This window comes from Bacteroides sp. An269, assembly GCF_002159755.1.
Lineage (GTDB): Bacteria > Bacteroidota > Bacteroidia > Bacteroidales > Bacteroidaceae > Phocaeicola > Phocaeicola intestinalis.
This window is the reverse complement of sequence record NZ_NFJG01000246.1, coordinates 1-732: the sequence shown is the minus strand read 5'-3', so window position 1 is coordinate 732 and position 732 is coordinate 1. Positions and strand designations below refer to the sequence as shown.

The 732-nt window shown below is 49.5% G+C and carries 1 protein-coding gene; it reads left to right on the top strand.

The features are described from left to right. Window positions 1-23 precede the first annotated feature (23 nt). Window positions 24-732, top strand: a 709-nt coding sequence (locus B5F71_RS19565) for a transposase (protein ID WP_143269961.1), incomplete at its 3' end; no start/stop codon positions are given.

Here is a 732-nt window from a genome sequence, read left to right as displayed (position 1 = left end):
TAACTTAATACCCCCATGACTTTATGCGTAAACAAAGTAACACATTAAATTTTGAAGGACAAAATATTTATGTAGGAATTGATGTGCATCTGAAGAGTTGGACAGTAAGTATTCTGAGCGATCATCTCCACCACAAGACATTCGTTCAGCCCCCGAGTCCGGAAGCCCTGTCCTCTTATCTTCACGCGCATTTTCCCAACGGGAATTATCTGTCAGCCTATGAAGCGGGTTTCAGTGGCTTTTGGGCGCATTATAAATTGGTTGAAATGGGAATACAGAATATAGTGGTTAATCCGGCGGATGTCTCCACCAGCCAGAAGGAACGTCTTCAGAAGACGGATGCGGTGGACAGCAGGAAAATAGCCAGGTCTCTGCGTAACAATGAACTGACAGCCATCCATGTCCCTTGCAGGGAGACATTGGAGGTTCGTACCCTTTTGCGCAGCCGTGACGCCCTTGTCCGTGACCTGGCAAGAATGAAACAGCGCATCAAGGCATTCCTGTATTATTATGGGATTGACTATCCTAAAGAATTCCAGCACAGCGGCACCCACTGGTCACGCGCCTTCATGAACTGGCTGCGTAACGGCATCCACATGGATACGGAGGAAGGGGGTGCCGGTCTTTCCCTTTTGCTGGATTCCGTAGAGTCACAGCGCAGGCTTCTTCTGGAAGCGACACGGAAGCTGAGGGCGCTTTCCCGTTCAGACGGATATGCCACCGACTACGAAC